A 26,687-nucleotide genomic window follows, 5' to 3' on the forward strand; every position below is an offset into this window, starting at 1 on the left:
GACAACGATCCACATGAACGGAGACCGCGACGAACAACTGTCCTATTTGGAGGTTAAGACGGTCCTGTATATAGCATCACGAAATCAGGGAACCATTTCGATGCGAAGACAGTATTTACTAGGTTAGGCTGAGGCGCAGCGAATCCTAGAGATTCGCGCCGCGGGCTGTGGCACAATGGCAATCCAAGAGGTTCGTCATGGCAATGTACTGCAAGAGCTGTGGAAATTCAATCACTGAGGGCGCCCGCTTCTGTTCTGTTTGTGGGGCGGAAGTCGCTCCTCCAGTCTACGGGACTTACGCTCCGGTTCCGGCCCGTCCCCTCGTTCGCCCGCGCACTGGACGCATGATCGCGGGGGTCTGCCAGGGTCTCGCCAATCAGTATGGTTGGGACGTCACCTGGGTACGGGTGATAGCGGTGATCTCTGCGATCTTCGCCGGCGGTCTGGGCGCAATCGCCTATGTAGTGTTTTGGGTCGTGACGCCAGAGGAGCCGCTCGCGCTGCCGCCTGGGCAGTCCTATACTCCAAGCAGTTAGTGGCGGCCGACGATACTCGTCTGGTCGCTATCTCTGGATGGCCGCCGGGTGAAGCTCTGCTAACTCAACCCGGTTTCGTCCGCTTCGCTTGGCACGGTAGAGGGCCTCGTCCGCAGCTGCGATCAGGTTTTCGGGTGACGTGTCCGATGTCGGCAGCATGGTAGCCGCGCCGACGCTCGCGGTCACAAACCGGTCAACGGTCGAGCCCTCATGCAGGATCTGTAGGGACAAGACCGCGCTGCGCATGGCCTCCGCGACCTTGGCTGCACCGATCAAGTCGACGTCCGGCAGAATGGCGGCAAACTCCTCTCCCCCGTAGCGAGCGGCAATCTCGCCGGCGCGGCGTAGTGGGCTCTGCAAGGCGCTCGCAATCCGAGACAGGCATTCGTCGCCAGCAGGGTGCCCATACAAGTCATTCAGAGCCTTGAAGCAGTCCACATCGATGATCAGCAGGGATAGCGGACGCCGATTGCGCAGCGCCCGCTTCCACTCCAACTCAAGGCTCTGGTCGAACTGCCGCCGATTGGGAAGACCGGTCAGTGCATCGTGGAGCGAGAGCTGCTTCAGCCGCGAGTTGGCCTCGCGCAACGCATGCTGGCTTCGAGTCAGCGCGTGTTGGGCGTGCATGTAAGCGCTCTGCAGCAGGGCGGCGCGGAAGCAATAGATCAAGAGCGACAGCGCGATAGCTGAAATACCCAGTTCGAAGTGATGACGTGCGACTAGAGCCCCCAGAGCCAGGACCGCCAGCGTGAACAGAATGGGGCTGCCATTATTCAACACCAGGGCGAAGGAGTTCATCTCGATCGCTGCGCTCTCCGACTCCGGATCGGCGACAACCAGCCAGCATCCGGCGGTCAGCACCAGAAAGAGAAGATCTCCTAACAGATCGCGATATTGCCCAATGGGCAAAAGGTTGAAGACGCACGAGCCCCGCAGCGGCGTCGCCAAGACAGCAAAGAATAAGAGATAGACGAAAAGGATCTGGTAAAGCGCCTTCTCTTCGCTGTGCGGTCGGGCAAACAAGCGCAAAAGAGAGGCACCTGCCAGCAACCACGCTCCCGTCCCATAAATGATCGAAAGGTTGGGGTTGCCGATGTTCGAAGAATAAGCAAGAGGATGAGACAAAGTTAATTCGATGTACACCAGGATTACGGCAAACACTGCCTGGAAGCTGTCGATCAACACAAACAGGACGGTATCTCGTCCTTCATTGGAGGTCGAGATGGCCAGTAACACCGGAATGCCATAGACCAGGAAATAAAATTCCGGTCCCAGTTTGTCGAATTGAGCCAGCCAAGGTAAAACCAGCCTTAGCAGGAACATTGTCGCGCCGATAGCCCAAAGGGAGAGCGCACTAGCGACGAAATCCCATTTTCTGCGGACTGGTCCCGATGTCCCCGTACTGCGGGCATAACAGGCCACAGCGGCCGAAATCGCACATACCAGCACGAAGACGAGAGAGAGCCGGGGAGATTGTCCGGAGACGAAGAGCGCGATCGCGTGCAGGGCGAGCAGAAGCCCTATGCCTGAAAAGACCCGTCTTCGCGTCATACCAGACTCATCGTCCATTTTGGGAGAGAAAAGCGGTGTTTCTTTATGACAGGAGAAGATAGCCTATTCTTGGCACTTTCAGTGTGCCTGTTTTCGAACTCATTGCAGTCAGTTGAATGCGAGGCATTTATCTTTCCAGGTTCCTTTAGTGCTAATTCTGGCAAGCGGTCTCAGAATGCCCGTCTTGCTCCTCTTCACACTTTGGCTCGGAAGTATAACACGCCAGTTTACGTTTACTCGGCGGACCAAATCGTTGCTCGCGTCCGGATGTTCGCGAGGGCCTTTCAAGAGATTCCCCATCTTGTGTGTTATTCGGTCAAAGCGAATTCCACGCTCGCCATTTTGAAGTTGATCGACCAGCAAGATGCGGGTTTCGACATCGTCTCAGGGGGAGAGCTGGAGCGCGTCCTGACTCTGGGCAAAAAAGCGGCGCATCGTGTGGTGTTTTCCGGAGTCGGGAAGACTGCTGTCGAATTAGACCTCGCCTTGCGCTCTGACATTTTAATTTTCAATGTAGAGAGTGAAGCGGAGATCGAGCTGCTTGCCGAACGCGCTCGCAAGCTCCGCATTCAGGCGAAGATAGCCTTGCGCGTCAATCCCGATGTCTTTGCCGAGACCCATCCGTACATCTCGACCGGCCTGCGGGAGCACAAGTTCGGCATAGATATCCGGAAGGCGCGGGCAGTGTACCGGGCCGCCGCGAAGTTCCGCTACCTCGATCCCTGCGGCGTCAGTGTCCACATCGGCTCACAGATCCGCAGCGCCGAGCCTTTTGGAGCCGCTATCTCCCGAGTCGTTGACCTTGTCGTGCAACTCCGGCGCGACGGTCTGAACATCCGATACGTCGATGCTGGCGGAGGCCTCGGCATTGATTACCATGCCAATGCCGGGACGGCCGGATTGGGCGGCAGCTTCGATGCCGAAGCGCATGTTCACGCTTATGCCAAGACTCTCTCTGAACCGTTGCAGCAGCTGGAAGGAAACGTCACGCTCTTACTTGAACCAGGCCGCTTTCTGGTCGCGCAAGCCGGTCTGCTCCTCACCCGTGTCCTTTACGTAAAGAAGAATGGAAAGAAGACATTCGTAATCACGGACGCGGGGATGAACGACCTGATTCGTCCGGCGCTCTACCATGCGCATCACGAGATTGTGCCGATCGAACCCAGACCAGGGCGCAAGCGGCTGGTCGATGTTGTGGGTCCGGTCTGTGAGACGGGCGACTTCTTTGCCCGGGATCGTTTGCTTCCCGAGTTGCGCGCGGGCGACCTGGTTGCCATTCTCGATGCGGGCGCCTACGGTAACTCGCTCAGTTCCAACTACAACTCCCGTCCTCGTCCCGCTGAGGTACTCATTGAAGGCAGGCACACCCGGTTGATCCGGCGACGAGAGACGATTCAGGATCTTATTCGGCCCGAGCTGGAGGTGTGAACGCGAGCGGGATAAAGAAACGACGCGGTTTTCAGGTATCGGCAGAGGGGGCGAATGCCCCCGAAGAAGGGATGAAACTGGCGGGATAGTCTTATATCGAAATTACAGAATAATGTTTACGGATTCAGCAGCGAATTCGCTCCAGCGGTACTCTTCTGGGCCCCGATTGCGTACGGTAACGAAGCCTGGTTGCTGGGCTCTGCCTGAGCTCCATCATGGTTGGGCCCAAGTCCGAGCTTGATTAAGGCACGCGAATCGGGAGTAATCTTCGTCTGCCAACCCTGGTCTGCCTGAAACTTGGTCATGGCTGCCTGGCTTTCGGCATCCCACTGGCCGCTGGGTTCGCCCGACAGGTAGTGTTCACGGATGAGCGCAGTCTGGATCTCACGAGCGCGTTCTGGTTCGATCTGACGCTGGCCGTGAATCTGATGGGAGGCCGACTTCTTCTTGACCGTTTTGGAGTGACCGGACGTAGCGCTACGATGGGTACGTGTCGCGGACGCGGGGAGTGCCCACAGGGCGCCGGCGAGAGCGACTGCGGGAATGACTATCTTGCAAGCTCGAACTGAAAGCATGCGGAACCTCACATCGAAAAGGTAACGTCGTTACTTTGTGGTAAAGCGATCTTTCTTCAGGTTAATCGGCGCCTTCCAGGATTGCAACAAAAGAGAGCCGGCAACTGCATATTGGCAGTTACCGGCACCCAAATAGACACCTGGCCGAACCAAAAAGGATCCTAAGGCAAGGTTCCAGCACGGAAGACGCTTCCGCTCTTTGGGCTTCGTGGGTCAATGAGTTCAAGCACCACGTCCTGACCAGACTTCAGCGCGGAAATTGCCGAGCGGAACTCCTGAAGGTTAGCGACCTTCTGTTTGTTGACGCTGATAATGACGCCACCTTGGGCAACGCCAATCTCGTCTGCAAACGAGCCCGGTTTTACCGCTTGCACCAGGACGCCATGAATCCCGGTCTTAGCTGCCGCAGCCGCCGGCACGTCACCCACGGTGAGGCCGAGCTTCGTCTCGCTGCCGTTTTGCTGGTCCTGGCCCTGGCTGTCGTCGCTTTCGGCAACTTGGTTGTTGGCGAAGACCTTGCTGCGATCACCGATGGTGATTGTGGCTGTCTGATTGCCGCCATTACGAAGATAGCCGAGCTTGGCTGTGGAGCCTGGCCGGCGTCCCGCAATCTCATTGACTAAATCGTCACCATCCTTGATCGGCCTTCCATCGATCGAGACGATAATGTCGCCCGCCTTGAGCCCACCCTTGTCGCCGGGTCCACCGGGCTGAACGAAGCTGACCAGTACACCTGTTTTGAATCCATAGACGCGGCCTACAGCACTGGGCAGGTCCGGCTGGAATTGAATGCCAATGGACCCCCGGGTGACCTTGTGGTCCGGCCCAATCAGCTGGTTATAGGTGCTGACAACGGTGTTGGACGGCATCGCGAACCCAATTCCCTGGTAGCCCGCCGACTGGGTATAAATGGCCGTATTGACGCCGATGACTTCCCCATCCATATTCAGCAGCGGTCCACCCGAGTTACCAGGATTGATCGCTGCGTCGGTCTGGATGAAGTGTTGGAACTGGCCTTTCACGCCTTTTTCGATGGTGCGGTTCTTAGCCGAAACGATGCCCGCGGTCACCGTCTGTGACAGATCGAATGGGCTTCCAATGGCGATGACCCAGTCGCCAACTTGTTCGGAATCAGAATTGCCCAGCTTTACGGTGGGCAACGGCTCTTTCGGTTCGATCTTGATGACCGCGATATCGGTATCTTTATCGACACCGACAACCCGGGCGGGGCGACCCTGCTCGCCCTCTGGATCGGTGGACAATTTCACAAAGATCTTGTCGGCTTTATCGACAACGTGATTGTTGGTGATGATGTAGCCTTTCGGGTCGACAATGAAGCCGGATCCGAGAGACTCACGAACGCCACCGCCGTCCTCAGGGCCACCCTGGTCGGGACCGCCGAAAAAGCGATTGAAGAAATCCTGGAATCCCGGAGGCACGTTCTGGCCCTGGCCTCCTTGACCGCCCTGCCCGCCCTGATCATCCTGATCGTCGTCGTCGCCCGGCGCCTGCTCGTCATCCGGGGAACTGGGCGCCTGCTGACGGCTATGGGGGTTCTTCCGGCGCAGGGAAGAACTCGCCTTGGGTAGCGTCTCGGTATTGATGTTCACTACCGCCGGACCCACCTGCTTGGCGATCTGGGAAAACGTGTTCGAAAGCACTTTGGGATTGGGAACCCGTAGCGGGCTTGCATCCGAACTATCGACCTTGGCTTCCTGTCCCTTGACGCCATGCGCCACCACGGAGCCGATGAGAATACCGGCAGACAGTGTGGCAAGAATTGTAAAAGTAGTAGCGAGTCGGCTAACGCGGAGCCGCTCAAGCAGCGATTTCATTCAGGTCTTACCTCGTGTGTTCAGGAGACGTAGTGGGCCAAAGACCCAACAACCTAGTATATCGAGTTCATTGCAGCCGGTTTGACGGGCAGGGCTTAATCCATAGCACCCTGCACAAATAGACGTCATACCAGCGCATTCAGTCACTGCCCGTGCCTATCAGATGCGGCTCGTCCGAGGCGGGTTCAGGCTACGGCCGGTTTGTTGGAGACAACAAGGCGTTTGTCTCGATCTGGGCCGTGAAAAGTTCGGTGAGCCCGATTCCGGCAAGGATCAGAAGGGCGCCAAGAGCCTGACTCTGGCCGAGTCCTTCGTGAAGAAAAAGCAGGGACGTAATCCACGCAAATACGGGTTCGCCGGCAAGGATTAATGCGGTGTGGCTAGCAGCCAGATGTTGCTGTGCCCAACTTTGGATAGTAAAGGCCGCTGCCGTGGACAGGACGGCGCTGACCAGCAAGGCGACCAGAAGTCGCAACGTCAGGTAAATTCGCGGATGCTCCAGCAAAGGCAAGCTGATCCCCATGAACAAGGTGCAGAAACCGATCTGCAGCAAGGCGAGCTGCTCAAAGTGAATGCGTTTCGCCAAGTGGGCGAGAGTCAATAGATGGAAGGCAAACGAGAGCGCGCAGCCTAAGGTAAGTAGGTCGCCCCGGTTGATCCCTGCCATCCGCCAGCCCCCGGCTCGAGAAAGAACTCCGGGAGCGGTCAACAATGTAATCCCTAACAATGCAACCGCTGCACCCGCATAGGCGTTCCATCCAGGGCGCAAGGATCCCGGCGCCCGAACTGCGGGCATCACTGACAAGAGAGGAACTAGCACCACGGTCAATCCGGTAAGAAAAGCCGATTTGGAGGGTGTGGTCAGCGCCAATCCAGAGGTTTGGAATTGATAGCCCAAAGCCAGGAAGAATCCGGCGACAGCGCCTCCAGCGAGGGTCTGTGCGCTCAAAGCCGGCAGATGGCGCCGATAGATCACGATCAGGCAAACCGACGCCAGCGCCATGCGAATCAGATTGAAGAGCAAGGGTGAGATGTCGCTCAGTGCATCCTTGACCAGGACGAAAGACCCGCCCCAAACCACAACTACTGCAAGCAGGAGCAGGTGCGCCAGTAGTCTCTGCGACTTACCAGATTGAGGGTCTTTAGCGGCCAATGGAGAATCCACACCAGCGAATTTTGGCGAAGAGTTAATCGGCTGAACCCGCAAGCGCGAGCAGCAGGAGCAGAATTCGTCGCAATCCGGTCTCGCGATCTCGTGAGTCGTACCACTCCGCATAGGTATGAACCCCGCCGCCATCTCCACCTGCGCCTATACTCACCGCCTCGATGCCCAGCGACAGCGGAATATTCGCATCCGTAGAGGCGGTTCGCAGCTCGGTACGAATTCCCAGGTGGCGGTCGACGGCTCGCAGCGCCTCGAGGATCTTTGCGTCTTCCGGCAACGCTGCCGCCGGTCGATCGCCGATTTTCCTTATGGCGAAACCAACAACCTTAGCGCTACCCTTAGCGCCCCCCGGTCCATTCCCCCGCAGGACCTGCCGATTCGCCGCAAGCACGACATCTTCAACCGCGCGATGCAGTTCGACTTCCAGCCGAATGAGTTGCTCAGCATCGGTCGAGCGGAAGTCAAAGCGGGCGGACGCACTCTCCGGTATGGCGTTTACGGAAGTTCCGCCTTCAATCGTGCCCACGTTCATCGTCGTTCTGGGGGATTCGCCCAGCTTCAACTCCGACAGCCTTGAAATAACAGTGCTTAGCAGGACAATTGGATTGGGCGTCCCGGCATCGGTCCACGAATGACCGCCCGGCGCGGTAATCGTTACCATGAAGCGGCGGCTGCCCAAAGCCTGACTCACGACGATCTCATGCCCCGCTCCGTCAAGGACCAGGTTCGCAGCGATCCGTCCTCGCCATGGCGGTTGCAGATACAGATGCCGCATTCCTCGGAGGTCTCCATCTCCCTCCTCACCGACATTGCCAGCGAAGAGGATTCCGCGCTGAAGGGGGAGCACGATCGCGCTCTCTGCGATCGCCTTGAGAGCTGCGGCAATCGCCAGTAGACCCGCTAAACCTGCTCCGTTATCGCAGGCGCCCGGAGCTTGGAGCCGGCTGCCTTCTCGTTTAGGCCGAATGGGCAGCCCGGGAGGAAAGATGGTGTCGATATGTGCCGAAAGAAGGATCCAGCCAGCCTCGGGCGCTACCGAGGGAGGGCAAGAGCCGAGAACATTGCCGGTCGAGTCTATCTCAACTTGATCAAGCCCCAATTCCCGAAAGCGGTCGGCGAGCCACGCCGCCCGCTGCTCCTCATGGAATGGTGGCGCGGCTATCGCAACCAATTCCGCCTGCCAGTCCATAATTCTCGGTTCTTGAAGGTGCATCCACTGAAAAGCCTCATGCACCGCTCGCTGGGCGGCGAGATGAATCACCCGCGAAAAGGCCGAAGCTCGTCCAAGGTCAGACATCAGAAGTCTCAGGTTAGCATCCGCTGCCATCGTTCGTTGGAGCCGGCCTCTTCGAGCGTTCTCCAAGCCTTCAGGATTGTCAGCCACAGCAGCTTACCTCGAGGCTAGAGGAGCAGGACGCTCGAGCAACAGACTGCGCAGAAGTTAATAGCGGACATCGACGAGAAAAAGACCTCGCGCGGGTGCTGTCGATCCAGCGGCGCTCCTGGTCTTGGCCGCCAGGATCTCCGCGATCGCCGCGGCGGCCAGGTTCCCACGGCCAACATCCAGGAACGTGCCGACCAGGTTGCGCACCATGTGGTGGAGAAATCCGCTTCCCGTGACCCGGTAGATTAGAAGGTTTCCCTCCATGTCCCAGGAGGAATTATGAATGGTTCGCACGAAACTAGGTTGAGAATTGGGGTTCTCGTCTCTCACGTTCCGATCGGGATCGTTGGCTGCAAAGGAGCTAAAGTCATGCTCTCCTATTACTTGCGCAGCAGCCAGGGTCATCGCTTCCAGGTCCAGAGGCCAATTCAAAGCGTAGGCATAGCGAGCGAGGAAAGGCGAACAGAGGTCATCTCGGAAGATCCGGTATTCGTAGGTTTTGCTCGTTGCGCTATGGCGCGCGTGGAAGCCGATCGGCGCTATCTCTGCAGCGAGGACGCGAATCGAAGCCGGCAGGCTGCGGTTCAACGCACGCTGCAAATTGGCCGGTGGAATAGGGGCCGCCAGGAGGCAAGAAGCTACCTGGGCAAGCGCATGAACGCCAGCGTCGGTTCTACCCGAGCCTTGAGGCAGAACTCGTTCTCCCACGATTCGGTAAATCGCATCGGACAATTCGCCTTGGATCGTCGGTTGATTCGGTTGAACCTGCCATCCATGAAAGTCGGTGCCGTCATAGGCCAGGGTAAGCTTCCAGTTTTCGCCCTTTTCGTCCACGGGAGGCGGTTTCCTCACCCTTTTACGCCGAATAAGGCGCGAATATCCCCACACGACAATTATGAAGGGATTTCGTGTTCGGACCCCCTAAGAGTCGCAATTCTTGAGGATTCAGAGTTCCAAGCCCGTAGGAATTTGTAGATGCATTCGGCGTCGCGCACCCTGCGGACAACACAGGTTTCCTGGCGTCATAATCCGTGAGCCGGGGCTGGGCGGTAATATAGATCGAGTTTCCCTCCGGTATCCGGCAAGTCGCTAAGTTGCTTGGGATTTGTGCGGCCCGGAAGGAACGAAGGTCCGGATTATGACGTATCAGCTGTAACTAGAGCAGAAATACAGATGGTGTCCTGTCGTGGAAATCAGCTCTTTAGGTGTTTTCCTAAAAGAAAGGCTTATGGAGTTCGGCCCTTCGCATTACAGTAACTGTACTTCTGCTCTAAACGCGAATCGGGCGGCCCTTATCGTGACTTGCTGAAAGGGTACCCGGAAGTGAAAGCCTGGAAACACGGTTCGAACTTGCATTTCAGAGTCGAACAACCACACAGCTGCGTCTGAGTAGGACGCATATAGAACCAAGTGGAGAAGGGTGAATGGATTTCTTGTTCGAATTTCGAGGCAGGCGGCAGAGTGTGCCATCGGGAACCATCAAGAGCGTACCGAGGTCCCTCAGATCTCATCTTTCCGCCGGCTGCCTTCAGGCCTATGCGGCGATCGCCTGCCTGTTTTTGAGTACGGTGCCGCAACTCGCGATTGCCCAGCAGTCAGCGCCGACCGATTCTGCACAGGCGGTTCCCCCCAGCCCGTCCAACGCCCGGGGGTCGATGACTGATCTGCACCCTACGTCAAGGGACTTTCGCGTTCCCAAGCGGTACTGGAGAAACCCGTTCGCGATTTACACGCCGACTCAGGTCGACCCAGCCGTAACCATGAACTCGCCTCGCCTGGAAGATCTGGCGAAAGGTGGGAAAATTTATTTGAGTTTGAGTGATGCCGTCGTGCTCGCGCTCGAAAACAACTACGACATTGCCATTCAACGCTACAACATCGACATCGCGGATACGGATATCCTGCGTTCCAAGTCCGGAGCTGCTCTGCTCGGCGCCCCGAGCGGGCTGGTCCAGAACACGATCGGAACTACCAACCAGCTTCTGCAGCAAAGTGGAGGCGGCCCAGGAGGTTCAACGACTGCCGCCGGCGGCGCGGGCGCAGGCGCTTCGGGCCTTACGCTTACCACAAACGGGCTCGGACCGGTCCCCGAGATCCTCGATCCGGTGCTGACCGGAAATGTCCAGCTCGAGCGGCAGACAACCCCGCAGACGAGTTCCTTTACCGGGCCTGTGGTGACGACCAACACTAACACCTACGACTTTCAGTACAACCAGGCTTGGATTAGCGGCACCGCCTTGACGGTGGGCTTCAACAATAACCGGATCACGACCAATCAAGCTTTTACCAATTACAGCCCGGCATTGAACTCCAACTTCACCGCGCAACTGACTCAGCATCTGCTCAATGGCTTCGGCCCGGGGATCAACGCGCGTTTCATCATTCAGGCCAAGAACGACCGGAGGATTACCGATGCTGGCTTTCGCCAGCAGATTCTCTATACGGTCAACCAGGTGGAGAATATTTACTGGGGCTTGGTCAGCGCGTATGAAGATGTCCAATCGAAACAGCGCGCACTTGAGCAGTCCAAGCAGCTGGCCTCCGATAATCGCAAGCAGCTGCAGATCGGCACCCTCGCCCCGCTCGATGTAGTCCAGTCCGACAGCAATGTGGCCAGCGATCAGCAGGCGCTAGTGAACTCTCAGAGTGCGTTGGAATACCAGCAGCTGGTCATCAAACAGGCCATTGCTCGTAACTTGAGCGACCCGGGGCTGGCTGCCGCTCCGGTCATTCCAACCGACCGGGTTTCAATCCTGGAGACGCCTGAGGAGAGAATGTCGGTCGAAGATCTTGTCAAGCAGGCCGACGCCAACCGGCCCGACATCCAACAAGCCATTCTGGCTTTGAAGAATGATGAAATCACGCTGCGTGCAGAGAAGAATGGATTGCTGCCGCAGGTTGATCTCTATGCCTTTTATGGTGCGTCCGGTGTCGGCGGGCAGCCCGGTCCAAATTGCACCATTCTGGATCCCACTACTTTCCAGAGTCTTCCGTGCTCGGCGGCAACCACCCCGACGATCGACTACAGTCACGTCTTTCAGAATTTATTCAACAACTCGGGTCCGAACAAAGGGGTAGGCGTCAATCTGAACGTACCGCTTCGCAATCGCCGGGCCCAGTCCGAACAAGCCCGCTCAGTGCTCGAGTATCGTCAGGCGGAACTTCAGCTCCAGCAGATTTATTTGAAGGTAAGGATGCAGGTCATTAACGGGCAGTTCGCACTCACCAACGACCGGGCGCAGGTTGAGTCGGCGCAGGCCGCGGCCGACTACAACCGGCAAAGCCTTGACTCCGAGCAGAAGAAGTATCGTTTGGGAGCTTCCACGACGGCGAATGTTCTCCTCCAGCAACGAAACCTGTCCAATGCCGAAAATAATCTGATCACAGCGAGGGCCACCTATGCCAAGGATCGGGCGGCCCTAACGCAGATTCTGGCCGATACTCTCGATCGCTACGGAATCAGCTTAGAAGATGCGGTTACCGGCAATGTGAAACAGATCCCGGTCATCCCCGGACTTGAGCCAGCCAAAGCCCAGCCAGAAGTGCAGGTGCCGGGTCAACAGGAGCAGTTGCAGAAGCAGGAAGCAGCGCCTCCACCAGCGGCGGCACCGGCGATGCCGCAGCAACCCCCTCCCCATCCGGAGCAGACACCGCCGCCTCCGCCGCAACCTCAGTAATAGGGCACAGACTAGAAGCGAAGCTGCTCTAAGCCACCTGACTTAACAGCAATGCCCGGCAAATCATGCCGGCCATTGCTGTTGAGCAAATCAAAGCGACCTACCGTTCGGCCACACTCTCGAGCAGATCGAAAAACTCCGGGAACGAGATGGCTGCCGATTCTGCTCCTAGGATCGATGTCTCGCCCTCCGCCCTCAGCGCGGCGATCGAAAATGCCATCGCGATGCGATGATCTCCCCCTGAGTCGATCTGCGCGCCGTGGAGTTGCTGGCCGCCGGGAACATCCAATCCGTCCTCAAACTCCTCAACTTCCGCGCCCATCGCCCGAAGGTTCTGCGCAACCAACGCAATTCTGTCGGATTCCTTGACCCGCAATTCCTTCGCATCGCGAATCCGAATGCCGTTCCGAGAATAGGGAGCGATCGCCGCTAGCACCGGAAGTTCATCGATCAACTGCGCCGCAAGTGCGCCGGACACGGTCGTGCCGCCCATTCCCTTCGGAGGAGGATTGAGCTGCACCGTTCCGACCAGTTCTCCATACTTTTCCTCGAGATCCAACACTGCGACCGTGGCGCCCAGCGCGGTCAGGACATCCAGCAAGGTCGCGCGTGTAGGGTTTAATCCAAGGCCGTCAAGCACCAGGTTTGATTCTGGAAACAATGCCGCTGCGCAGAGGAAAAATGCCGCGGAAGAGATGTCTCCTGGCACGATCGAATCGATCGCTTTCAGCTGCTGTTTGCCGGTGATCGATACCGAATCGACGGTCCGCGTAACCTCCGCGCCAAACGCCCGTAATGCCAGTTCGCCGTGGTCCCGTGTCCTGACACTTTCGCGAACAGTAGTCGTCCCCTCAGCCTGTAAACCAGCAAAGAGGAGGGCAGTCTTCACTTGAGCACTGGGAATAGGCGTCGTGTAGTCAATGCCGAAGAGGGAAGTCCCGCGTATCACGATCGGCGCATGGCCATCGGTGAGAACGAGGTTCGCCCCCATCGCCATGAGCGGTTTGCGAATCCGCTCCATGGGCCGGCGGCTCAAAGATGCGTCTCCAACCAGCGTGAATTCACCCGCCTGAGTCGAAAGCAAACCGGCCATCATGCGCATCGTCGAACCGGAGTTTCCGCAGTCCAAAGGTTCCGCAGATGAAGCGAATGCGCCGCCGGTACCAGTCACGGCGACTCCGCCATCTTCCAGCCAATCAACTTTTGCGCCGAGCGCCTGAACACATCCGAGGCTGCTGGCGCAATCCGCTCCGGTAGAAAAGTTGGCAAAGGTGCTGGTGCCCTCGGCAAATCCGCCGAGCATCGCGTACCGGTGCGAAATGCTCTTGTCTCCTGGCAGCCGCAAACTGCCGGAGAGATTTCGTGCGGGCTTGATAATTCTTTCGGTCATGGTTTCGAGCAAATGGGTCTCCTGAGGCAGCGGTGTATCGATGCTCTTTTATCGTATCGTCTTCAGACACAACAGGAATTACGTGGCAGCCGGATCGGGCGGAGCGAGCACTTTCAGGACGACCACGGTTTCGTCATCGAATCGATCGACATCCCCTTGGAACTTCGTCACTTCCTCGAGGATTGTGGTCGCCATCTCGTCGGCGGACTTGTGCTGGTTTTCGCGCACCACCTTGACTAGCATTTCATCGCCGAACATTTCGTCTGAAGAATTCTGCGCGTCGACAATGCCGTCACTGAAAAAAATGATGGAGTCACCCGGCCGGGTGGCGAGACTGAACTCTTCATACTTCGCCGCCGGAAACATTCCGAGGGGGAAACCCTCGGCTCGCACGGTTTCAACTTCGCCGCCGCGGCAAAAGATGGGCTGGGTGGCGCCGGCATTTGCGATTTGCAATGTCTGATTGGAGTCGTTCCAGACTGCGTACACCATCGCTACATACTGCGAGTCGAGACGCCGCTCCTGCAGTGAGTCGTTCAGCGCCTGAAGCATTGCGGAGGGAGAAAGTAAGCCGCTGGCGAGGGAACGAATGATTCCGCTGACCACAGCCGCGAACAACGCTGCCGCAGCGGCTTTTCCACTGACGTCGCCCAAGACAATACCGGTACAGTTTTCGTCGAAAGGAAGAAAATCGTAAAGGTCGCCTCCAATCGTGCGAGCCGCCAGGAACTTCGCCGCAAATTCGGCATGGATATGCTTTGGCCTGCTTGGCGGGAGCAAGCGCAGCTGAACTTCGCGCGCCATCGCAAGGTCATGCTCGAGCCGCTGTTCCTGATGGGCAATCCGCTGATACAACCGGGCGTTCTCGATGGAGATGGCAATCTGGGCGGCCAGTGTTGTTACGGCGCGCTCGTGATCTTCATTGAAGTAGTAGGGGCGGGTATGTTCGATGTCCAATACCCCGATGACCTTGCCCTTGTAGATGAGCGGTACCGCCATCTCTGAGCGTGTCTCCAGGTTTACCAGGTGATAGCGGGGATCTTTGCGAACATCGCCCACCAGCACGGCTCGACGCTCGGTTAGGGCAACATGAACCAGACCACGGTCGAGGGGGATGCGCTCTTCAGGAACATACCGCTCCCCGAAACGCACGCCGTACTGGCTTTCGAGGACCTGGTCGCGCTCATTCAACAGCCAGATGGTGAACATGTGGTAGTCGATAAGCCGGCGAATCAATTGTCCTATCCGTTCCAGCAGCGGATCCAGATCGAGGATCGAGGTCAGCTCCCGGCTGATTTCATTCATGACCGAGAGTGTCTGGGCCTGTCGCGCAACCCGGGTGTAAAGCCGGGCGTTCTCGATAGACTGCGCGATGCGCGAGGCGGTCAATGTAAGTAAATGCAAGTGCTCCGGCTTGAAGTAGCCAAGTTGCTCCGATTGAATGTCAATGACGCCGATCAGTCTGTTCTTGACGATCAACGGGACGGCCAACTCGGAACGGACCGCAGGATTGACGTTGATGTAGTGTTCGTTGGCGAGCACGTCGTTAATCAACGCAGCTTCGCGGTTTTGGGCGACCTGCCCAACAATTCCTTTACCCATTTTGATGCGCAGCCGCTCGGTCTCCGCAGTGTGTCCGATCTGAAAGCGCATACGCAGATCGTTGGTGCGCTCATTCAGCAACAGGATGGCGAAAATGCGATAGTCGATGACCGCGCGGACCAGCCCCGCTGTTCGGTGGAGCAGCGTTTGCAGGTCGAGAGTGGTATTGAGGGCGTCGGTCAGCCGGAGAAGAAACTCGCCCTGGATTGGCTCAACCCGCACCTGCGCCGGCTGGACTGCCGTATCCGAACTCGGCCGGTAATCGCCCTCGAAAGCATGGGTCGCCGCGCTTTCGATTGCATCCTGCTCGGCGCTGCGAATTTCCTCAGTCACGCGGTCCCGATTCTGCTCCAATAAGATTGTGACGCGGAGATCCTAGACCAGTCATCATAAACCGGTTCGAGTGGCGCTGCCCGGCGGCCGGCTTTGGAGTCGAGCCGACCTATCGCCCGCGCCGGGGCTGACTGCGAGGTGCGGAGTCGACCCCGCACCTCAAGGAGCTCCTAACTCCCGTACTATCGATACGCTGGCGCTCGCGCCGATCCGGCTCGCTCCAGACTCAAGCATTGCCCGGGCGTGCTCCAAGGTGCGGATTCCGCCCGAGGCTTTCACCCCGCACAGGGTCCCAGCGACGCCACGTAATAGGGCGACATCGCCCGGGGTCGCCCCGCCATTGGCAAAACCTGTGCTGGTCTTGAGATAGTCTGCTCCCGCATGCAGGGCCAGTTCTGCAGCGAGCAACTTCTGCTGCACTGTCAATAAGGAAGTTTCGAGGATCACTTTGGCGACGGCTCCGGCCTCATGCGCGACTTCGACCACGCCCCGGATGTCTGCTGAGACGTGCAGGTGATTGCCAGATTTTAATGCACCGATGTCGATGACCATGTCCACTTCTTTCGCGCCAAGGGCGACCAGACTCTGAGTCTCAAGCCGCTTTGTGGTGCTCAACGACGCTCCGAGCGGAAATCCGACTACCGTACCCACCGGGACACCGGTTCCGGCCAGGGTCGCAACCGCCAACGCCACCCAGGCAGGATTGACCATCGCGCACGCGAACCGGTAGCCGGCGGCCTCTTCACAAAGCAGGACTACTTGCTCACGCGTCGCGTCTGGCTTGAGCAGGGTGTGGTCGAAGAATGAGGCCAAAGAAGACCAGCTGCTCAAAGCACGCTGCGAAAATGCAAGCGCATCGAAGGCGCCCGCTCGGTTATCTGCGGTCATGACGGTCATAGGGGATGCTTTCAATCGACTGTATTCGTTCTGGTGTCATTGGCAATCGCCGGGGCTTGCCGCTAGGCGGGAAAGTCCGGGGGAAGTATACAGATATCCGGCAAGTTGCGGAACTTTTCCGCGTAGTCCATGCCATAGCCAATGACAAACTGGTTGGGGATTGAGAATCCGACGTAGTCGGCCTCAATCGGCTCAACTCTTCGCGCCGGTTTATCGAGACACGCGGCAATCTTGAGAGACTTCGGTTTATGCTGCAGGAAGATCTTTCGTAGATAGCCAAGGGTAATGCCGGTGTCGAGAATGTCCTCCACAATAATGACGTGCTTTCCTTCGATGGGCTCATCCAGGTCTTTGAGGAGCTTAACCGCCCCACTGGTTGAGCGCGATCCTTTTTTGTAGCTGCTCACCGCCACGAAGTCGAAAGTGCAATCGATGTGCACGCTGCGCGCCAGGTCGGCTAAAAAAAAGGCCGAACCCTTGAGAACGCCCACCATAATGACGGTTTCACCCGCGTAATCGCGAGTAATCGCGTCACCCAACTCGGCCACGCGTCTTTCAATCTGCTCACGGCTGTAAAGGACAAGAAGCTGTTGAGTCGGGGGGATGTTCATCTCTTCTAAGGATATCCTCAAACCGGCTTACCATGCGATAGGGCCTCTGGCTTCGGAGATATACTGAATAGGTCGCCAAAGCTATGTATCCATTTATTCACATCGGCCACTTTTCTATCGGCACCTTCGGGCTGCTTCTCTGGCTCGCAGCAGTGTGTGCCTGCTGGGTGCTCCATCGTAATTTTCTGCGCTGGGGGATCCAGGCAGATGCGATCGGCATTGTGGCAGTGGTCACCGTTACCGGCATCATCGGAGCCAAACTCTGGCATGTCGCCGATACCCCCCACGAACACATCTTTGCACGGGAGGGTTTCGCCTGGTTCGGCGGTCTGGTCTTCGGCATACTTGCACTCTTGTGGCAAGGAAATGCAAATAAAATCGGGGCTATTCGAATGCTGGATCTCGCCACACCCGCCGCCGCGGTTGGCTACGGAATGGGGCGGCTCGGCTGCCTGATTTCGGGCGATGGGGATTACGGAATTCCGACCAGCTTACCTTGGGGTATGAGCTTCCCGAACGGCTTGGTGCCGACCACGGACCGCGTTCACCCAACCCCCATTTACGAACTCATCGCCGGATTGTTCATCGGCTACTATCTGTGGCGGCGCGGGTCAACGCAGCGGCCGGTGGGTCAGCTTACCGGCGAATACCTCATCCTCAGCGGCTTAGCTCGTTTCCTGGTCGAATTCATTCGCATCAATCCTAAGATTTACTGGGGCATGAGCAATGCGCAACTTGCCAGCCTGGGATCCATTCTGGGCGGGATCGTCTGTATCGCCGCCGCTCGATGGTATGCAAATACGCACCCAGCGGCTGATCGTTCGCAAGTGGTGGAAGCCAAAGCTTAGATCCCGAAGACTGGCCGGCGTGGAACTACAAATGCCGAAGATATTCCTTGGCTTGAGCCAGCTCCGGGAACAGGCTCTCCTCCGCTTTAAAATCCCGGGAATGCACACAACGCCGGCCGGCTTTGACCTTTACTGGATGCTTCAGGTGCAGCATCTCGTGATACATCAGATATTCGACTGCATAACGCGGTGTCGTCTTGCGATCGAATACCTTGCTCACCATGATGGTGTTGTGCGCGGCGTCGTAATGGCCAAGACAGCGTTTGGCAAGATGTTCGCTCCAGGTCAGCAAGGGGCGTCCGAGCAGCCCGTGAAAAAATCGTGCGTTGATGCTCTCGAAGACTTCGTCCAGATCGTAGGTTGCTCCCTTGGCAGTCGAAATCTTCTTGCGACCACGAGACTGCCGTATCCGTTCAGTCTGTCGCAGCATCACGTCGCTTGATGCGAAACGGCGATAACGCGTAGCGTGCGCGGCCTCTATCGGCTTGCGGTAAAGCTTCGCCAGCAGGATGTGCGCGATCGCCCGCAGCACCGTCTCTGGTGCGCCTTCCAGCAGGTCCGATAAGTGGACCTTGATCGCGCCCTCTCGCAACCGAATAGTTGTATTCAGGCCTGTGAATCGCCGGAAGCGAACATCGAAGGGGGGAATCGGGGCGCGGGGACGCAGCGCCCGGTACTCTTCCTGAAATAATGCTGGCAACACTTGTTCCACTTTCATAAAGCTAGCACAGCCGACCGCTCTCGAATGAGGAGAGATGCAGGCCGTCGCGCCCGGTTCTTTATGGGAGTCCTGGCTCGTGCGACCGACGAAAAATTATTTTCCCGACATCTTCTCTCTACATATAATCGGGCCTTGCAGTAATGCCCAATGCCAAACCTTTACAACCAAATTCAAGGCCAGAGCCTGGAGAGACTCGCAGCGCTCAGCGATGGGATCTTCGCGGTTGCCATGACCCTGTTGGTGCTCGACCTCCACGTTCCATCCATGGAGGCCGTTCATAGCGAACCTCAACTGAGGGCGGCCCTGATGGCGCTCTATCCGCAGTTCATTTCTTACCTCATGAGCTTCCTTACGCTCGGCATCTTCTGGGCTGGGCAGCAGACCCAATTCAACTATCTGGTCCGTGGGAATCGTGATCTGGCGTGGATTCACATTGCCTTCCTGTTTGCGATTTCGGGGATGCCGTTCTCCACCCGCCTGCTGGCTGAATTCATCATTTATCGCACCGCTCTCTTGCTCTACTGGTGCAACATTCTGACACTGGGATTGATCCTCTATGCAAGCTGGCGTTACGCAAATCGTGCCGGGCTGGTCAAAGAGGACGTTCCCATGGAGATTCGCCGTGCGGTTCGCCGACGCATCCTCGTCGCCCAGGGACTTTACGCACTCGGTGCGTCTCTTTGCCTCGTGAATACCTATTGGAGCATCGGATTCATCGTGCTGATCCAGCTGAATTACGCCATCGCTCCACGCTTTGGAAAGGCCAGGCTGTGACTTACAGTCATTACTTGGGTCATTAGAGATCTCTACCGCAAGCTTCCAAAGCGCTAAGACAGTAGCCCACAACGGACGATATCCAGTTTGAAGTCGGATTAAGAGAATCTAACCAAACGGAGATAACATGTCTACCTACCTGGGATGGTCATTCTGTCCATTTACCCATAAGTCATGCCGCCCCCTCTTTGCCTTGATGCTATCTTTGCCTCTGCTATTCGCCTCTTCTTTGCAGGCGCAGCTAGTGTCGCATGTCTATCCGGCCGCGGTTGGAGAGCCTCAATCGACCCTCTTCAAGGTTGCCGTTGGTGGTCAATCGTCTCCCGTCTACCTGGCGAGCGTCGGCTCTCTAACGGGCCCCATGCTTAACCGCGAACTCGTCGGCAAGGCTTCCTTTACATCTTTCGACATCAAGGGACCGGTGCAAGTTTCGGTGACCTATGCAAAGCCGATCCAACAAGTGAAGATACTACCAGCGAGCAATGTCGAGTTGTCAGTGTCGGGCAATCAAGTCACCTTTACTATGTCGAAAGCCAGCCAGCTCACGCTCGAAATCAATGGCGACTGGAATAACTCCCTCCATCTTTTTGCAAATCCTTTCGAGACAAACATTCCAAGTCCTGCGGATCCGAATGTCCTTTATTTCGGTCCCGGCATCCACTTCGTTCAGAGTATGAATGTCAAGTCTGGGCAAACCGTGTATCTGGCCGAAGGAGCGATTCTTTACTGGAGGCTTACTCCTGGCCAGACGTCTGGCGCCCTCTTCAATCTGATCGGGTCCAATATCGTCCTCCGCGGTCGCGGCATTATTGACTCCAGTCTGGTTCCCCAAATTCCTAATGGAGACCTAATCTACGCCAGTGTCAACGGTCTTACGGTAGAAGGTGTCACACTGCGCGACGCTGCCAATTGGACATTTCATATCAACACATCAAGGAACGTCCAAGTCTCCAACATCAAAGTGTTTGGGTGGCGGCTCAATTCCGACGGTACCGATGTGGACTCCAGCCAGAACGTCACCATTGCGAATAGCTTCTATCGCACTTACGACGATCTCGTGGCGATCAAAACCGACAACACGGTAGGCAGTGCCACCAATGTCACTGTCAAGGGCTGCGTATTGTGGAATGAAAAAGGACATGCTTTGACGGTTGGATCAGAACTGAAGCAGGCGGCTAATGACATTCTGTTTACGGATTCTTATGTCATTCACGACAAGGGCCACGATGCTCTGCTCGCTGTGTTTGACGGCGATTCTGGAGTGGTCAGCGATGTTACCTTTGAAAATTTACAAGTAGAAGAATCAATGAGGTTGATCTCGCTCTATGTCGGTCTGACCGCCTGGAGCTCGAGTTCTAACCGCGGCAAGATCAATGATGTTATCTTTCGGAACATCATTGCCCCGGTTCCATCGCGGACGGGCCCTAATCTAGACCTGGAGGGATTTAGCAGCCTCAACGGGGTAGATAATATTTCTTTCGAGAACGTGACCGTGGGCGGCCTTCCGCTTCAGCTCAATGAGGTTCAACAGAACCAGTTTGTTGGTGGATTGATGGTCACTCCCAGGAGACGCCATTAGCAGAGCTGTACACACTGGGCAAAGGAGCGGGATCCGGGATGACTGCCGGGCCCGCTCATTCCTTTGCTCACGAGAACAGAAGCACAGCTGGCCATGAAGTTCCAGAAAACTTAGTTCCGCAGGCATTTTTCATGGAGGAGAAGTCCTGCCGAGGGTTCGCATATCTATAGCCTGTACTTCGCCTCTAAGTTTTGCTCTTCCAGCGAATGACTTGGCCGAGTAAACAACCTGGCTCCATCTTCGGCAATGTACATATCATCTTCAAGCCGAATGCCGAATTCTCCACGAATGTAAATGCCGGGCTCATCGGAGAAAGTCATTCCCGGTGCAAGCGGAAGTTTGTTTCCTTGCACCAGGTAGGGCCACTCGTGACCATCCATGCCGATGCCATGTCCTAGTCTGTGGGTAAAATAGGCGTAGACCGGACGTAGCCGCCATTCTCGATGACTTTGCGCGTCGCCGCATCGATGGCCTGGCAAGCGACTCCATGCTCGCTGGAGTTGTTGATGCGATTTTATAAATATCCGGCCCATGGTTGCGTAGGTTTGCGATGCTGCTGCTGGCACAGCCGGCGTATGGAAATGGCTTTATCTCACGAAGAGGACGTCTCCGGAATGAATCTGCCCCGCCCCTATTCAGAATCACCTTATATGGAGTTTTCGAAACTCCGATCGTCTGCGACTTACAATCTCGCCACTAGCGGACTCATGAATTCGACAATCTCTGACTTGGATCTTGACCTGAGCGAGCTCGACATCCACGGCCCTACACTCTACGGCTATGCGCCCTTGCGAGAAGCCGTGGCGGCAATGAAGGGCGTGACTGCAGAGTCCGTCGTCCTGACGACCGGAACTTCGATGGCGAACCATCTTGCAATGTCGGCGCTCTTTGCGACAGGCGACGAAGTGTTGATCGAAGAACCGACCTACGAGCTGATTTTGACGACCGCGCAGTACCTGGGCGCGAGGGTGCGCCGCTTTCAGAGGCGCGCAGAAGACAACTACGCCCTCGATCCTCAAGAAGTTGCAGAGCAATTGAGTGCTTCGACCCGGTTGATCGTGCTGTCGAATATGCACAATCCGACCAGTGTGTTGGCGACCGAGGAAAGCCTGCGAGCAGTTGGCGAGATGGCGAATGAAATCGGCGCCCGAATCTTGATCGACGAAGTCTACCTCGAGACGCTTCATCATCCCCCGGTGCCGACCAGCTTCCTTTTCGGTAATCAATTCGTTGTCACTAGCAGCCTGACCAAGGCGTATGGATTGAGCGGGCTTCGGTGCGGGTGGATTTTGGCAGAGCCGGAATTGGCGGAGCGGATCTGGCGCCTGAACGATCTCTTTGCAGCAACTCCGGTCCATATTGCAGAACTGCTCAGCCTGAGAGCCATCGAGCAGATCGAGAAGTTCGGGCGGCGCGCCGATATCATCCTCGATATTAACCGCAGGTCCTTCTCCGAAATCCTGGCGGCCCATCCTGCTATTGAAGTAAGACTTTCTCCAGTGGGCACGACGGCGTTCCCCAGGCTGCGTGAGGGAAGGGTACCGGCGTTCTGTGACTTTTTACGAGACAGCTATCAGACCAGCGTGGTTCCGGGCAGCTACTTTGAGAGCCCTGACTATTTTCGTGTGGGACTGGCTGGCGACGTTGATATGACTCGCGAGGGTCTGCTTCGCCTCGCTACTGCTCTCGATCAATGGAAGGTCTAAGTGTTAGATAAACGCGGACCGAGTTGTCGGATTGATTTCGTTGTCACGGCAGGTTGAGAGCAGTTGCTCCCTTTGAACCGAACCATACATCGCCTGCTCCTAACATCGCTTGCCCATTGCTGATGTTCATATCGTGGGGCATATCCTTCTTGAGTGTGTTGAGGTAGCCGGCAGTAAAAAGTTTTTCCCACTGCGCGGAGAGTTCCGCTGCCGAATGGATCATCTGGTTCTTGCCGTTTTGATTGACGCGTAAGGGAAACGAAACATATTTGGCTGCCGCGCTCTTGTCGCCAGCCAACACCGCGTTGTAGAAGCCTCGCGCTTTGGCTTCGAAGACGGCATCGCTTTTATCCGTCACCATCTCGTACCAGCGTCCGCTCTGGGGCACGGCGGATTGCCCGTTCAGCATAAGCGCGACGGGCAGGCTCTTGCTATCTTTCGACCAATCGCCAGCAAGCCCGGTGGTGTTGTTGACGTTTGGTGGGTTTTTTTCGGTGTTTCCGGTTAGTTTCAGGGTGAAGATGCCGCCGTCCTGCCCCTTGAGAATGACTGAACCATCCTGGAATGAGCCATTTAGGGGGATGTCTTCGAGGTATTTTGCGTAGAAATAATGGCCGCCCGCGATGGTGTTGCCGGGTGTGACGATTATCGTGAGTCCGATGCGGGCGGGGCCCAAGGTGCCTTGATAACTGACCTGGTTCGAGGCTTCTTGTGCAGGAGCGAAAGCCGCTGCCAAAGCGGCGATGAGGGCGATCCCGAGCCAGCGCTGTTGCTGAGCTCGAAGCGCCGAAAGCAGGTGTACGCGGTCCAATGGGTCCTTTCAATGACGCAAAGAAAAAGCATATCAAGAGCGAGAAAGCCACGCCAAAACTGCATTTTCGGATGCGTTTTTTGCACGCTGGAGCGGCTTTTCCGGGGCGGCAGGGGTTTCGTGCCTGGACCTGCAAGTTGAGTGACCGCGGCACTACTGATATGCTCAGCGGCGTGACGTCCGGAGCAAAGTCGATATTGCACGTTGGCAGCCGCGAGGTAGTTCTCAAGCTCCGTGATCAAATTCTGCGAATCAACGGATATGAAGTGGTTTCCACCGTCAACCTGCAAGAGGCGCCGGGTCTTCTCGAACAACACCATTGCGATCTGGTGTTGGTGGATGTTGAGGGTCAGGGCCGGGTGGCGCAAGCGGAGCGGCTCTGTGCGGAAGTGCGAAGCCGACGACCGCAGCAAAAGGTCGCCTTCGTATGTAATTATCTGATCTCGATCGATAGCGATTGCCCGGACGAAATCATTGAAGCAGAGTTCAATCCGGTGGCATTCGTGGACGGCGTGAAGCAGATGCTGGAGTGACCGCGTCGTGCTTCGCCCGAATTCAATCAGTCGAGTCGCACATCGTTATCCCGCTCGATCCAAAAGCTGGCTGGTATGGGACACCGGTGTATGCCGGTACATCACTAGCCCCGCTTAAGGCCAAATGGTCGCTTGCGTGGAGTGGCCTGTAGGCTTTGCGCTGCGCCCATTTCCATTGCCATGCCAGTGGTAGTAGAATTCGGCGCGTTAAGGTCGGTGGTTCAGAAGTTTAACGGAACTGTAACTTGATGCCGGCGGCTTGTGAAACTGCCGCAGGCTTCATGCAAGGCACAGAATCGAGGATGGCCAATGAAGAAATTAAGGGACCAAGTCGCAGTGGCGTCGTTGGCGTTAGTGGGGTCGATCTTCAACCTCGGATGCGAGCGGCATAGCGCCTCCGAGCAGTATTACCTGATCGCGGCAAACATTGGGTTGCCTTATTGGAAGACCGCAAACTCCGGCCTGCAGGCGGCAGCGGCACGGTATGGGGTGAAGGCGGAGATGCGCGGCCCCTATACTCTCGATGCGAAGGCGGAGGCGGATGAATTAGACGCGATGATCGCCCGGCACCCGGCGGGCATATTGGTGTCGGCGGCGGATCCGAAGCTGATGCAACCGGAGATCGATAAAGCACTCGGGGCTGGCATTCCGGTCATCACCATGGACTCCGACGTGCCGGATAGCCAGCGGCTTTACTTTGTGGGCACCAATAATCTGCAGGCGGGCCGGCTAGGGGGTCAGCGGCTGGTGCAGAAGCTGAATGGGAAGGGCAACGTGGTCTTCTTCACCATCCAAGGGCAGCTCAATGCCGAGGAGCGTCTGAAGGGATATAAGGACGTTCTGGCCGACCATCCCGGCATCAAGGTTGCCGATGTTTTCGATATGCACGGGGATTCCGGTGCGGCAATGGACAAGGCGTCGGAGTACCTGGGGCGCAAGGGAGCGGATGCGGTCAGTGCGTTCGTCTGCCTGGAGGCGTCAGCAGGCAAGGACATTGCCGAGGCATTTAAGCGGAACAACGTCAAAGACAAGCTACTGGTGGCGATGGATACCGACCAGGCAACGCTCGATCTGATCAAAGATGGGACGATCGATTCCAGCATCGCGCAGAAGCCGTACACGATGGCTTTCTTTGGATTGAAGGGGCTGGACGACGTGCACCATTATCCGCCGACCGAAAAGCTGACGGTCGATTTCGATCTGGAGTCGAACTCGCCTTTCCCGTCCTTTGTGGACACGGGAGTGGCACTGGTGGATTCGACGAATGTGGATAGTTTCTTGAAGTCGAAACCAACCCAGTAGCTTGAGGAGAAGCAATTTGCGGCAGGATTGCGCCGCCGTGGTTCGAATCTGGGGGAAGGTCAGCTGGTCCGCAGCGCCGGTGGCTGGAACAGCGGCCCGGCTACGGGCAGGGTCTGGCTGTGTCTTTCAGGGAACTGGAGTCAGGGAAGTGGGAGTAGCGGAGCTTCGGGCGCGGGAGTATTGGCGCTGCGACTAGCTCATGATTTTCTTGAAGGCCAATCCGAAAGCGCTCTCCGAGTCATAGCGCACGAGGGCGCTATCGCCGAAACAGAATCGAGCGAGTTTACCAGCCGGTCGGCTGTGCGGAGCATGCGCCAGCGGGTCGAGTAGTGCTTGGCGTTGCTAGATAGAGTCGTAATGCGTCAATGGGCATCCATCTGAGCGAGATATTGTCCGAGCAGGAAGCCGCCCGGCTGTGCTCGCGCAGAACCCTCATCGTGCGCTCCAGGTACGGGTGTATGACAGGATGAGAATGCAGTCCGGTGTTCATTTAGGGAATTCCCCCGAATCGTAGAGATGGCTGGAACCGCAGATCCCTTCGCTGCGCTCAGGATGACCTGGTTTATTAAATGAGTCTTGAACTCAGGATGACTCGGTTTGTTAAACGAGTGAACTCAGACTGACCGGAATTGTTGAACGACTTTGGACTCAGACTGACCGGAATTGTTGAGCGACTTTGGACTCAGGATGACGGGAGTTGTTGAGCGAGGTTTTGGACTCAGTGGAGCTTCGGGCGCGGGAGTATTGGCGCGGCGACTAGCCCGTGATTTTCTTGAAGGCTAATCCCAAAGCGCTCTCCGAGTCATAGCGCACGAGGGCGCTATCGCCGAAACAGAATCGAGCGAGTTTACCAGCCGGTCGGCTGTGCGGAGCATGCGCCAGCGGGTCGAGTAGTGCTTGGCGTTGGCCAGATAGAGTCGTAATGCGTCGATGGGCATCCATCTGAGCGAGATATTGTCCGAGCAGAAAGCCGCCCGGCTGTGCTCGCGCAGAACCCTCATCGTGCGCTCCAGGTACGGGTGTATGACAGGATGAGAATGCAGTCTCCGGTGTTCATTTAGGGAATTCCCCCAAATCGTAGAGATGGCTGGAACCGCAGATCCCTTCGCTGCGCTCAGGATGACCCGGTTTATTAAACGAGTATTGAACTCAGATTGACCGGAATTGTTGAACGACTTTGGACTCAGGATGACCGGAGTTGTTAGGCGAGGTATTGAACTCAGACTGACCGGAATTTTCGAACGACTTTGCGCTCAGGATGACGGGAGTTGTTAAGCGAGGTTTTGGACTCAGGACTTCTGCTCAAGTGGGAGCAAAACATCGGCAGTGATCCGTCGTCTTTTCCTGATCAAAAGTCCGGTGGGCCCGGTTCCGCGATTACTTTTGAGCAAAAATGCTCTAGTCTTAAAAGCTAAGTTGTTGCGAGGCG

At 56.7% G+C, this 26,687-nt stretch carries 24 protein-coding genes; 10 read left to right on the forward strand and 14 right to left on the reverse strand.

What is annotated here, in order from left to right:
• Positions 1-197 precede the first annotated feature (197 nt).
• Complete coding sequence (locus ACPOL_RS23475; protein ID WP_114209206.1) at positions 198-536, forward strand: PspC domain-containing protein; 339 nt, start codon at positions 198-200, stop codon at positions 534-536.
• Positions 537-563: 27 nt separating this feature from the next.
• On the opposite strand, the gene ACPOL_RS23480 is transcribed toward ACPOL_RS23475, so the two are convergent.
• Positions 564-2,087, reverse strand: a complete 1,524-nt coding sequence (locus ACPOL_RS23480; RefSeq protein WP_161557533.1) for a GGDEF domain-containing protein — start codon at positions 2,085-2,087, stop codon at positions 564-566.
• Positions 2,088-2,132: 45 nt separating this feature from the next.
• Here ACPOL_RS23480 and lysA point away from each other — a divergent pair, with 45 nt between their 5' ends.
• Positions 2,133-3,515 carry a diaminopimelate decarboxylase gene (lysA, locus tag ACPOL_RS23485; protein ID WP_114209208.1) on the forward strand — a complete coding sequence of 461 codons (1,383 nt, stop codon included), beginning with the start codon at positions 2,133-2,135 and terminating at the stop codon, positions 3,513-3,515.
• 116 nt (positions 3,516-3,631) lie between these two features.
• On the opposite strand, the gene ACPOL_RS23490 is transcribed toward lysA, so the two are convergent.
• The 5 genes from ACPOL_RS23490 to truA all read right to left on the reverse strand — a co-directional run bounded on the left by ACPOL_RS23490 (position 3,632) and on the right by truA (position 9,308).
• Positions 3,632-4,090: a peptidoglycan-binding domain-containing protein gene (locus tag ACPOL_RS23490; RefSeq protein WP_201758945.1), complete on the reverse strand. Its 459-nt coding sequence runs from the start codon at positions 4,088-4,090 to the stop codon at positions 3,632-3,634.
• A gap of 161 nt (positions 4,091-4,251) precedes the next feature.
• Complete coding sequence (locus ACPOL_RS23495; protein ID WP_114209209.1) at positions 4,252-5,925, reverse strand: trypsin-like peptidase domain-containing protein; 1,674 nt, start codon at positions 5,923-5,925, stop codon at positions 4,252-4,254.
• Between the two features lie 190 nt (positions 5,926-6,115).
• Complete coding sequence (locus tag ACPOL_RS23500) at positions 6,116-7,078, reverse strand: DMT family transporter (RefSeq protein WP_236656981.1); 963 nt, start codon at positions 7,076-7,078, stop codon at positions 6,116-6,118.
• 34 nt (positions 7,079-7,112) lie between these two features.
• Positions 7,113-8,387 carry a M20/M25/M40 family metallo-hydrolase gene (locus tag ACPOL_RS23505; RefSeq protein WP_114211007.1) on the reverse strand — a complete coding sequence of 425 codons (1,275 nt, stop codon included), beginning with the start codon at positions 8,385-8,387 and terminating at the stop codon, positions 7,113-7,115.
• 144 nt (positions 8,388-8,531) lie between these two features.
• Complete coding sequence (gene truA / locus ACPOL_RS23510; protein WP_114209211.1) at positions 8,532-9,308, reverse strand: tRNA pseudouridine(38-40) synthase TruA; 777 nt, start codon at positions 9,306-9,308, stop codon at positions 8,532-8,534.
• Between the two features lie 590 nt (positions 9,309-9,898).
• Here truA and ACPOL_RS23515 point away from each other — a divergent pair.
• Positions 9,899-12,151 carry a TolC family protein gene (locus tag ACPOL_RS23515; RefSeq protein WP_114209212.1) on the forward strand — a complete coding sequence of 751 codons (2,253 nt, stop codon included), beginning with the start codon at positions 9,899-9,901 and terminating at the stop codon, positions 12,149-12,151.
• Between the two features lie 100 nt (positions 12,152-12,251).
• On the opposite strand, the gene aroA is transcribed toward ACPOL_RS23515, so the two are convergent.
• The 4 genes from aroA to hpt form a co-directional block, all read right to left on the reverse strand.
• Positions 12,252-13,553, reverse strand: coding sequence for a 3-phosphoshikimate 1-carboxyvinyltransferase (gene aroA, locus ACPOL_RS23520; RefSeq protein ID WP_414633314.1), 1,302 nt, complete (start codon positions 13,551-13,553; stop codon positions 12,252-12,254).
• 66 nt (positions 13,554-13,619) lie between these two features.
• On the reverse strand, positions 13,620-15,476 hold the full coding sequence (locus tag ACPOL_RS23525) for a SpoIIE family protein phosphatase (RefSeq protein ID WP_236656982.1): 1,857 nt from the start codon (positions 15,474-15,476) through the stop codon (positions 13,620-13,622).
• A 159-nt stretch (positions 15,477-15,635) separates the two neighbouring features.
• On the reverse strand, positions 15,636-16,373 hold the full coding sequence (gene deoC, locus ACPOL_RS23530; protein ID WP_338026709.1) for a deoxyribose-phosphate aldolase: 738 nt from the start codon (positions 16,371-16,373) through the stop codon (positions 15,636-15,638).
• A gap of 62 nt (positions 16,374-16,435) precedes the next feature.
• Positions 16,436-16,984, reverse strand: a complete 549-nt coding sequence (gene hpt, locus ACPOL_RS23535) for a hypoxanthine phosphoribosyltransferase (protein WP_114209213.1) — start codon at positions 16,982-16,984, stop codon at positions 16,436-16,438.
• Between the two features lie 83 nt (positions 16,985-17,067).
• On the opposite strand from hpt, the gene ACPOL_RS23540 reads away from it, so the two are divergent.
• Positions 17,068-17,832, forward strand: coding sequence for a prolipoprotein diacylglyceryl transferase (locus tag ACPOL_RS23540; RefSeq protein WP_114209214.1), 765 nt, complete (start codon positions 17,068-17,070; stop codon positions 17,830-17,832).
• A 25-nt stretch (positions 17,833-17,857) separates the two neighbouring features.
• On the opposite strand, the gene ACPOL_RS23545 is transcribed toward ACPOL_RS23540, so the two are convergent.
• The gene (locus tag ACPOL_RS23545; protein ID WP_414633315.1) at positions 17,858-18,532 is read right to left on the reverse strand and encodes a M48 family metalloprotease; all 675 of its coding nucleotides are present in this window, start codon (positions 18,530-18,532) and stop codon (positions 17,858-17,860) included.
• Between the two features lie 168 nt (positions 18,533-18,700).
• Here ACPOL_RS23545 and ACPOL_RS23550 point away from each other — a divergent pair, with 168 nt between their 5' ends.
• Both ACPOL_RS23550 and ACPOL_RS23555 read left to right on the forward strand, forming a co-directional pair.
• Positions 18,701-19,327 carry a TMEM175 family protein gene (locus ACPOL_RS23550; RefSeq protein ID WP_114209216.1) on the forward strand — a complete coding sequence of 209 codons (627 nt, stop codon included), beginning with the start codon at positions 18,701-18,703 and terminating at the stop codon, positions 19,325-19,327.
• A 127-nt stretch (positions 19,328-19,454) separates the two neighbouring features.
• Complete coding sequence (locus tag ACPOL_RS23555; RefSeq protein WP_114209217.1) at positions 19,455-20,906, forward strand: glycosyl hydrolase family 28 protein; 1,452 nt, start codon at positions 19,455-19,457, stop codon at positions 20,904-20,906.
• A gap of 164 nt (positions 20,907-21,070) precedes the next feature.
• Here ACPOL_RS23555 and ACPOL_RS23560 read toward each other — a convergent pair whose 3' ends face one another.
• The gene (locus ACPOL_RS23560; RefSeq protein WP_236656983.1) at positions 21,071-21,385 is read right to left on the reverse strand and encodes a M24 family metallopeptidase; all 315 of its coding nucleotides are present in this window, start codon (positions 21,383-21,385) and stop codon (positions 21,071-21,073) included.
• Positions 21,386-21,613: 228 nt separating this feature from the next.
• On the opposite strand from ACPOL_RS23560, the gene ACPOL_RS23565 reads away from it, so the two are divergent.
• Positions 21,614-22,612, forward strand: coding sequence for a pyridoxal phosphate-dependent aminotransferase (locus tag ACPOL_RS23565; protein ID WP_236656984.1), 999 nt, complete (start codon positions 21,614-21,616; stop codon positions 22,610-22,612).
• A gap of 43 nt (positions 22,613-22,655) precedes the next feature.
• Here ACPOL_RS23565 and ACPOL_RS23570 read toward each other — a convergent pair whose 3' ends face one another.
• Positions 22,656-23,423: a hypothetical protein gene (locus ACPOL_RS23570; protein ID WP_114209219.1), complete on the reverse strand. Its 768-nt coding sequence runs from the start codon at positions 23,421-23,423 to the stop codon at positions 22,656-22,658.
• Here ACPOL_RS23570 and ACPOL_RS23575 point away from each other — a divergent pair.
• From ACPOL_RS23575 to ACPOL_RS33240, 3 genes are all read left to right on the forward strand, one after another.
• Positions 23,423-23,956: a response regulator gene (locus tag ACPOL_RS23575; protein WP_236656985.1), complete on the forward strand. Its 534-nt coding sequence runs from the start codon at positions 23,423-23,425 to the stop codon at positions 23,954-23,956. The genes ACPOL_RS23570 and ACPOL_RS23575 overlap by 1 nt on opposite strands.
• A gap of 309 nt (positions 23,957-24,265) precedes the next feature.
• Positions 24,266-25,258 carry a substrate-binding domain-containing protein gene (locus ACPOL_RS23580; protein ID WP_114209220.1) on the forward strand — a complete coding sequence of 331 codons (993 nt, stop codon included), beginning with the start codon at positions 24,266-24,268 and terminating at the stop codon, positions 25,256-25,258.
• A gap of 16 nt (positions 25,259-25,274) precedes the next feature.
• Positions 25,275-25,454 carry a hypothetical protein gene (locus ACPOL_RS33240; protein ID WP_150133115.1) on the forward strand — a complete coding sequence of 60 codons (180 nt, stop codon included), beginning with the start codon at positions 25,275-25,277 and terminating at the stop codon, positions 25,452-25,454.
• 583 nt (positions 25,455-26,037) lie between these two features.
• Here ACPOL_RS33240 and ACPOL_RS23590 read toward each other — a convergent pair.
• Positions 26,038-26,259: a hypothetical protein gene (locus tag ACPOL_RS23590; protein ID WP_114209222.1), complete on the reverse strand. Its 222-nt coding sequence runs from the start codon at positions 26,257-26,259 to the stop codon at positions 26,038-26,040.
• Positions 26,260-26,687 lie beyond the last annotated feature (428 nt).

Source organism: Acidisarcina polymorpha, assembly GCF_003330725.1.
GTDB classification, from domain to species: Bacteria; Acidobacteriota; Terriglobia; order Terriglobales; family Acidobacteriaceae; genus Acidisarcina; species Acidisarcina polymorpha.